This is a genomic window from Agrobacterium sp. 16-172Ci (assembly GCF_053522725.1).
This window is the reverse complement of the sequence record NZ_JBNWBW010000052.1, coordinates 1-6,671: the sequence shown is the minus strand read 5'-3', so window position 1 is coordinate 6,671 and position 6,671 is coordinate 1. Positions and strand designations below refer to the sequence as shown.

Here is a 6,671-nt window from a genome sequence, read left to right as displayed (position 1 = left end):
CAATAATCTGCTCTTCCGTAAATCTCTGCTTCTTCATAAGTCCGTCCTCGATGGGCCGGACTCTAATCCAATCTGGAGGAAATTCTCAGTGGCAGGTCAAGTGGCAGGTCACTACCGGCCTGCCGGATCCTACGAAGACTAATATTGTTCAGGCAACACTCAAAGGCGTCAATCGTTCAGTCGGTGCCGCCCCCAAAATGGTCAATCCTCTTTTGCGGGATGACCTGCTTTTGATTCTCGATGCAATGGCAATTAACCCTCGCGATCTCCGCGACAAGGCCTTACTCTTAATCGGATTCGCAGGAGGCTTTCGACGCAGTGAACTAGTTGCCCTTGACGTCTCTGACGTTAACGTCGTTCGCAGAGGGCTCATAATCAACATCCGCCGCAGCAAGACAGACCAAGAGGGCAACGGCCGACAGATTGCCATCCCGTTTGGTAGAACTCGCCATTGCCCTGTTGCTGCGTTTGAAGCTTGGCTGGAAACGTCTGGCATCCGGTTCGGGCCTATATTCAGGCCAGTCAACCGGCACGGACGTATTGCGGAGGTACGTTTGCGTGATAGCTCCGTCGCAAAGATCGTGAAAGAGAGAATAAGTGCCATCGGCGTCGATCCGTCGCTCTTCTCTGGTCATAGTTTGAGAGCCGGGTTCGCAACAAGCGCAGCACAGGCTGGAGCGTCGAGCTGGCAAATACGCCGCCAAACAGGGCACCGATCAGAGCAGATGCTCGCTCGCTACATTCGCTTAACGGAGTTGTTCGAGAGCAACGCTGCAAGCGCTGTCTTGTGACGGTTTACGGGATTTACTGCGATTCATAGGAAACAAGTAGTGGCCATTCGGGATTCAATCGCCGCTTTTTAACATTTAGCTGTCATGATGGAGCACGCCTTAATTGCGGTCGGCTTCTGACAAGACGATTACTTCTTCCGTGAGATTTTGCTTGCAGAGCAAGTGTTGGATTTATATTTCCTATGGTTTCAGGAGGTGTCCCGGTCACATAGTAGTTCCCTGCGTTTTCGAGTTTCTTTAAAAAGCCACCGTCTCTGTCTGTAAGACCAATTCTGGAAGTCTCAGCGCCTGAAAAATCACAATTCGTAAAGCTGTTATTTTCGATAAAGTCCTGTGCTAAGAATTTGATGTGGCAATCGATAAATGCACACCCCTTAAACGGCCAAGCTTCCTTTCCAACCACCGCCGTTTTCACTGTGGCATCTCTTAACTCCAGCAACGTCTCCGTTCTGATCTTCTCGTATCTGGAGCCGGCGATGGTACCACCCGTTACTCGTAACCTCGAACAGCCCAATATAGTTGGTATAGGTTTTTGAGGCTCCGAGCTTAAGTCGATTTTGATAGTTCTATTGGATGTATGCCCAACTCCGCTCGCGGCTCTCAATGCACGGCGACAAGCCATATACTTGTAAACTCTATTCTTGTCATTGTAAGTCTCCACCACGACATCCGCTAGGATATCCATTGCCGGTACTGCGAAAACTTCATTCTTCGAGCACGCCACAGCTTGTAAAGTCGCTATTCCAGCGAAATGATGGGACTCTTTATCTTCGTTAATCAGCTTGGTACCGTCGACCAATAGCGAGGCAAGATTCTCATCATCCTTAGCGTCGTTCTGACGCTTTTGTTGTTTGATTTGCTCTGAGTTGAGCTTGCCGCGCCATATGGCAGCAAAAAATGTCACGATGGCAACTGCGCCAACAAGAAAGGGTGCAAACGCCTGCGAAATCTTTTGTTTGGTTTCCGCGTCAGGCTGAGTGGCGACTGCGATACCGCTGCAAAGAAAAAACATGAACCCCAGTGCAGCGGCGATCAATGTCAACTGGAACCAACCATTTGCAGAAAGATTGAAATCTTCTTCCGTTGTCGCCGCAAATAACCTCGAAATCATGCTACCTTTTCCCCAATTTGCTAAGCTTGGAATAGCAGGCCGACGGTTAAAAGATCGCTGTTTATCGACCGACAAAAGCGAGCCTGTGTTCGTGACGTGTGTCGCTCTAAAACCCGATAGGCTCGTGAACCGAGTCCGGTCGCCAATTGCGCCTTCGCCTCAGCGCTTCTCAAACACGCGGTCGGAGAAGTCGCGTGCAGGTTCCTGCAAAACCCAGCTTGAGGTCACCGCATGGGAAGGTCAAGAACTGTGGTTTGGAGTTTGGTGGCAGTTGGTACCTAATTTCCGCATTATTGCTACCAGAGCGCCTGCTGAGAATTGCAGGTGGAAAAATCTTGCAAATACCAAACCATAGCCAAAAGTGTGCTATCACCTTGATAGCTGCTTCGGCGTTTTTGCCCGCAATCTGGTGGCAGAACCCGATGGAATGGGAAGGAACCTTTATGTCAATGCAAGCCCTTCGCTCTCAAGAAACACCAGTTACGTTTGAAAAGCGGGAATACCCGCTAGTGATCAAGTATATGGGTTCGAAAGCGAAATTGATGGATTTCGTACTTGAAGGGATTAACATCGCGACCATTGGAGACACGGTTTGTGACTTGTTTGCGGGCGCGTGTAGCTTGTCCGGCGCAATCGGCGATCAAACGAGAATTGTAACCAACGACATCCAGAATTATTCTAAAGTAATAGCTCATGTATATCTCCACCGTCTATCGGATAAAGCCGCTACTCTAGACATACATCGAATTTGCGAAGAAGTTGCCGCTTCAGTTAAACACACCCTCAGTGCATTGGGTAAGGACTACTCATATCCTACGTCACCCTCGCTAGAAGAGTTCAACGCGATAGAGAACCGCAACAGGGGTCTCATTGAGTTAAGCTTTGATCATAAATACCATCTCTTCCTCAAAAATTACGCTGGAACGTGGTGGTCTGCTGAACAATGTGCTTGGATTGACGCAATTCGTAGTGCAATTGATGGCTTGCTGGAGCGCAGCGAGGTGAATGAAGGTGACCATGCCATACTTTTAACATGCGCGATGCATGCTATGGCATATTGCGGGCAAGGTACTGGTCACTACGCACAATATCGCGACGCTAAAACTCAAAGTTCTATGCGCGACATAAACATCTACCGACAGAAAAGCTTTCGCAGCTATTTCGAGCGCAAATTTCTCGCAATCCGAGACTGGAACCTAAGGTACGTGAGCTCACAGCCAAACCATCGGTTCGAAGCACTCGATTACCGAGATTGCATAGCTGAACTGAGCGAGGCCACGTTTTACGCTGACCCGCCTTATGCGTTTGTCCACTACAGTAGATTTTATCACGCGATCGAGACATTTGTGCTCTACGATTATCCTGACCTTCAGCTAAAAGCAGGGCAAGTTGTTAAGGGACGTTACAGAGAAGAACGACATCAATCGCCATTTAGTATTCGTAGCAAGGTTCCTGCAGCGTTCGAAGAAATGTTTGATGGAGTTCGCCTAACAGGGTCCAACGTTGTGCTGAGCTACAGCAACACGGCCCTTCTCGATCTCATACAAATCGGCTCTATAGCAGCCGATGTATTCGGTCCTTCTTATTCGGTCGAAGTCCTCACGAAGGATTATCAGCACATGACCATGGGACGACGGGCCGACCGTATGCGCGATGTTGAAGAGGCTCTATTGATAGCTCGACGTCTTTCTTAAATCCTATCGCTTAGAGCCCCGGTCACTGCGTCAATTGTCTCGTGAAAAATCGGGATTTTGAATGTTTCTCGCAGCAAACTGAGATATTCGCGAGCTTCAGAAGTGGATTTATTTGGGGTGACGACAATTAGCTGCGCTGCGCGCTTCGCAGAGGGCCAATAAGCATACTCAAGAAGCTGCGGAAGTGCCTCTCTCAAGCCTTTCTTTAGCGAAACAACGGTTTTTATTTCGTAGAATATGAAGTCGTTTCCGTCGCGCCTTACCAAATCAATTGACGTGTCAGAGGCTCCTGTAGGAACTTCGGTCCCAACATTGTCTTCGCCATAGTTCCCGCTGAGATATGCATAGAGCGCGTTTTGTAACGCGTTGTGTAGCAGTCGGGCTTTGGGATGCTTTCCAGAGCCGCGACGAACAACGTCATTGGTGCTTCTGTTAACGTGGCCCGCTTTAAAGCTAAAAGCCTTCACAACTTCAGTCTCAGGGTCGACTTTATTGGGAAGCTCATCTTCATCGCGGTTTGCGGCTGGCACGTTAGTAAGCCAAGAACGAAAATCAGCTTCGGAAATGGCTAGAACTCGATGAAAATTAAGCGACACGCATTCGTCAATAATATCATTGGTGCCAGGCCATTTCGCTGCAATCAGTTTTAGGCGCATTAACTCCACGACGAGAGGAGCCAAATTTGATTCATCAGTTATTGTTGAAAAATCATAGCTGAATTGCTCCTCGTCGGCGGTCTCAGAGTATCCAAGCTCGATGAAGTTATTTTTCAAATTGGTGAATGCTTTTGGAGCAGTTAGCTGCAGGCGTTTAATGCTGCCTTTGTTGCGGCTTCTTACTCCAGCTTGAAACACCGAAATCAATTCCGAATGGCTGAAAATTATTGCAAGCAAAACAAGCGCCTTGATCGATTCAGGCCCCTGCTTTTTTGCTTCATTCCAAACGCCAGGTAATGTTCCGTCCCTTAGAGCGGACAAGATTTTTGCCGCCTGTGCGCGGTCAATTCGAATGCCGTCGTATGTGTCCCACGTGTTATCGAGCACCTCATCAACGTTAAAATGCTCGATCAGTCGGGCTACTTTGTGTGCCCCGTGTTTTGTCAGCGAAACAGATAGCTTTTCAATCTCAGTCATGCGGTTCCAGCCAAATTGCGTCACACGATACCGTGACAATATGGTGCGTTCGTAGTCAACAAATAACCGGGATTTTTCACAACCCTAGTATGTATGTAGCTAGCCCGGCTCAAGTCTCAAAGTTTGGACCTCTCGGAAAACGCACCCTCTAGGCGATTCACATCGAAGGAAAAGGGAATTTTGGGTCTCTCAGACGCAGCCTTTTTGATGCGATCAGCACTCTATCATACTGATCGCAGCCAATCAGAACCCATGCTTTTTCAAGGCAAATATGATGATCGTGTATCGATTGCTCACGCTGAACGATTTTCCGAGGCTCTTGCACGTGCAGGGGTTCCTGTAAGGTTCCAAGCCCTTGACGGCGGCCATCGGCTTCCCCGCGAGCAGGTCACTCCCATTCTCCGAGATTTCCATGCCCGCGTATTCGCCCCCGTGGCGACTGGTCATTGATCGTCGTCCGCTTCCGGCCGAGGCGTCTGCCGTTTCGCACAAAGAGCGGATATCGGCTTCAGGCTACGCATTGTCCGATCCGGGTCCGTAAATGGACGGTTTGCTCTCAGGTGCCGGTGCTGAATAAAAGTCGGTGCGAAGTGAGCGTCAATCAACAACGGTTACTCCTCTACGGCTCGTAACGAGGAGAAAATCAAATTGCGCGGTTTAGACGTTGACCTGCTGCCCCATAATCAAGAGGTTGGTGGGTCTCAATTAGAGAGGGGAAACCGTTGGACACGCCAGGAGATAAGGAACTACTGAACCGCGCGGAAACCTCGCTTATCGCTTCGCAGGCGGCGAGGTCCAAACTGCAAAAGAGAGAGGTCGTTTATTACGGCAAGAAACCTAATACGGCGGGTCTGCTCTTTATCAACTATGCGTCGATGGTTCTGAACCGCAACATCGATTTATTCGATGACGTGATGTTCATGTTGAACGCGAAAAGGATGTCGTCAGCATGCATACTCTCCCGATGCGTTATGGAGACGCATGCCGTGGGAATGTATGCACTGGTTGAATTGGGCAAATACGTCCGAAAACAGGGTGCAGTTGGCGCTGGAGACAAGGTTCTCCGCTTCATTAATAGCTCACGGTTCAAGGTGGAGGAGCAAAAGAGTCTGAAGGAAGGAAAATTCACAGTCGATGACTTCCACTTCACCGAGGAAGCTAAGGCAAGGATGGAAGGGGAGACTGCCCAATCCGTTCATGTCTTAAACGCCATGCGGCTGCTATTTAGTTTTGAGATGGAACATACAGGCCTGAAGGAGAGTAGCTTTGAACTAACCTACAACGGGCTATCAGAGTGGGTCCACCCCTCTCAGACCAGTCTAATGCACCGTTATGCCACCGAAACGCAGCGCATCGAAACATCTTTCGGCACGATCAGCCTCGATGCCAGAATGAGGTTCGAATGTGCTGAAGGAATAAAGCTTATTCAACAGAGTGAGTCCCTTCGCAAAGACATGATGCAACTGGGAATTAGGTTGCACGAGTTAGAAGGTGGAATTGTTCACCGGGAATAGCAGGATTGACAGGTTGGAACTTGGCCAGCCCACAGTCGAACGGCATGTCGGAAGCCTTCGTCAAAACGTTGAAGCGGGACTATATTCGGGTATCAGCTCTACCGGACGCCCAAACAGCGCTCCGGCTCATCGACGGATGGATCGAGGACTACGACGAAATCCATCCCCATTCCGCGCTCAAGATGGCTTCCCCTCGGCAGTTCATCAGGGCTAAATCAATCTAGCCGACTTGTCCGGCGAAACGGGGAGCACTCCAATTCCCAAGCGGCAGAAAAACGTCGCAGCATTTGTCGACAAGAGAGTATGCTCGCATCGTTCATCGATGGGTGGTGACCTGCCACTGAGAATTTCCTCCAGATTGGATTAGAGTCCGGCCCATCGAGGACGGACTTATGAAGAAGCAGAGATTTACGGAAGAGCAGATTATT

General features: G+C 49.4%; 6 protein-coding genes and 1 pseudogene. 5 read left to right on the top strand and 2 right to left on the bottom strand.

All coding sequences use genetic code 11. The features are described from left to right. Positions 1-791 (top strand): site-specific integrase (locus ACQZ40_RS25470; RefSeq protein WP_448748902.1); only part of this gene is annotated, 791 nt, incomplete at its 5' end. An 82-nt stretch (positions 792-873) separates the two neighbouring features. On the opposite strand, the gene ACQZ40_RS25465 is transcribed toward ACQZ40_RS25470, so the two are convergent. Continuing rightward, positions 874-1,902 (bottom strand): hypothetical protein, encoded by a 1,029-nt coding sequence (locus ACQZ40_RS25465; protein WP_448748901.1) that lies wholly within the window; start codon positions 1,900-1,902, stop codon positions 874-876. A 194-nt stretch (positions 1,903-2,096) separates the two neighbouring features. On the opposite strand from ACQZ40_RS25465, the gene ACQZ40_RS25460 reads away from it, so the two are divergent. Then, a complete protein-coding gene (locus ACQZ40_RS25460; RefSeq protein ID WP_448748900.1) occupies positions 2,097-3,596 on the top strand; it encodes a DNA adenine methylase in 1,500 nt (499 codons plus the stop codon). Here the strand turns inward: ACQZ40_RS25460 and ACQZ40_RS25455 are convergent. Continuing rightward, positions 3,593-4,729 carry a hypothetical protein gene (locus tag ACQZ40_RS25455; RefSeq protein ID WP_448748899.1) on the bottom strand — a complete coding sequence of 379 codons (1,137 nt, stop codon included), beginning with the start codon at positions 4,727-4,729 and terminating at the stop codon, positions 3,593-3,595. The two genes, ACQZ40_RS25460 and ACQZ40_RS25455, sit on opposite strands and share 4 nt — an antisense overlap. A 207-nt stretch (positions 4,730-4,936) precedes the next feature. Between ACQZ40_RS25455 and ACQZ40_RS25450 the strand changes: the two genes are divergently transcribed. From ACQZ40_RS25450 to ACQZ40_RS25440, 3 genes and pseudogenes are all read left to right on the top strand, one after another. Next, positions 4,937-5,179: an alpha/beta hydrolase family protein gene (locus ACQZ40_RS25450; RefSeq protein ID WP_448748898.1), complete on the top strand. Its 243-nt coding sequence runs from the start codon at positions 4,937-4,939 to the stop codon at positions 5,177-5,179. A 272-nt stretch (positions 5,180-5,451) separates the two neighbouring features. Next, entirely contained in the window at positions 5,452-6,243 is a 792-nt protein-coding gene (locus ACQZ40_RS25445; protein WP_448748897.1) for a hypothetical protein, read from the top strand. 26 nt (positions 6,244-6,269) lie between these two features. Next, positions 6,270-6,467 (top strand): annotated as a pseudogene (locus ACQZ40_RS25440) (integrase core domain-containing protein); the annotation flags it as partial. Between the last annotated feature and the right edge of the window lie 204 nt (positions 6,468-6,671).

Bases quoted from the DNA above. Each gene is read 5' to 3' on its own strand.
- ACQZ40_RS25455 (WP_448748899.1), bottom strand. From the start codon at position 4,729: ATGACTGAGATTGAAAAGCTATCTGTTTCGCTGACAAAACACGGGGCA.
- ACQZ40_RS25465 (WP_448748901.1), bottom strand. From the start codon at position 1,902: ATGATTTCGAGGTTATTTGCGGCGACAACGGAAGAAGATTTCAATCTT.
- ACQZ40_RS25450 (WP_448748898.1), top strand. From the start codon at position 4,937: ATGCGATCAGCACTCTATCATACTGATCGCAGCCAATCAGAACCCATG.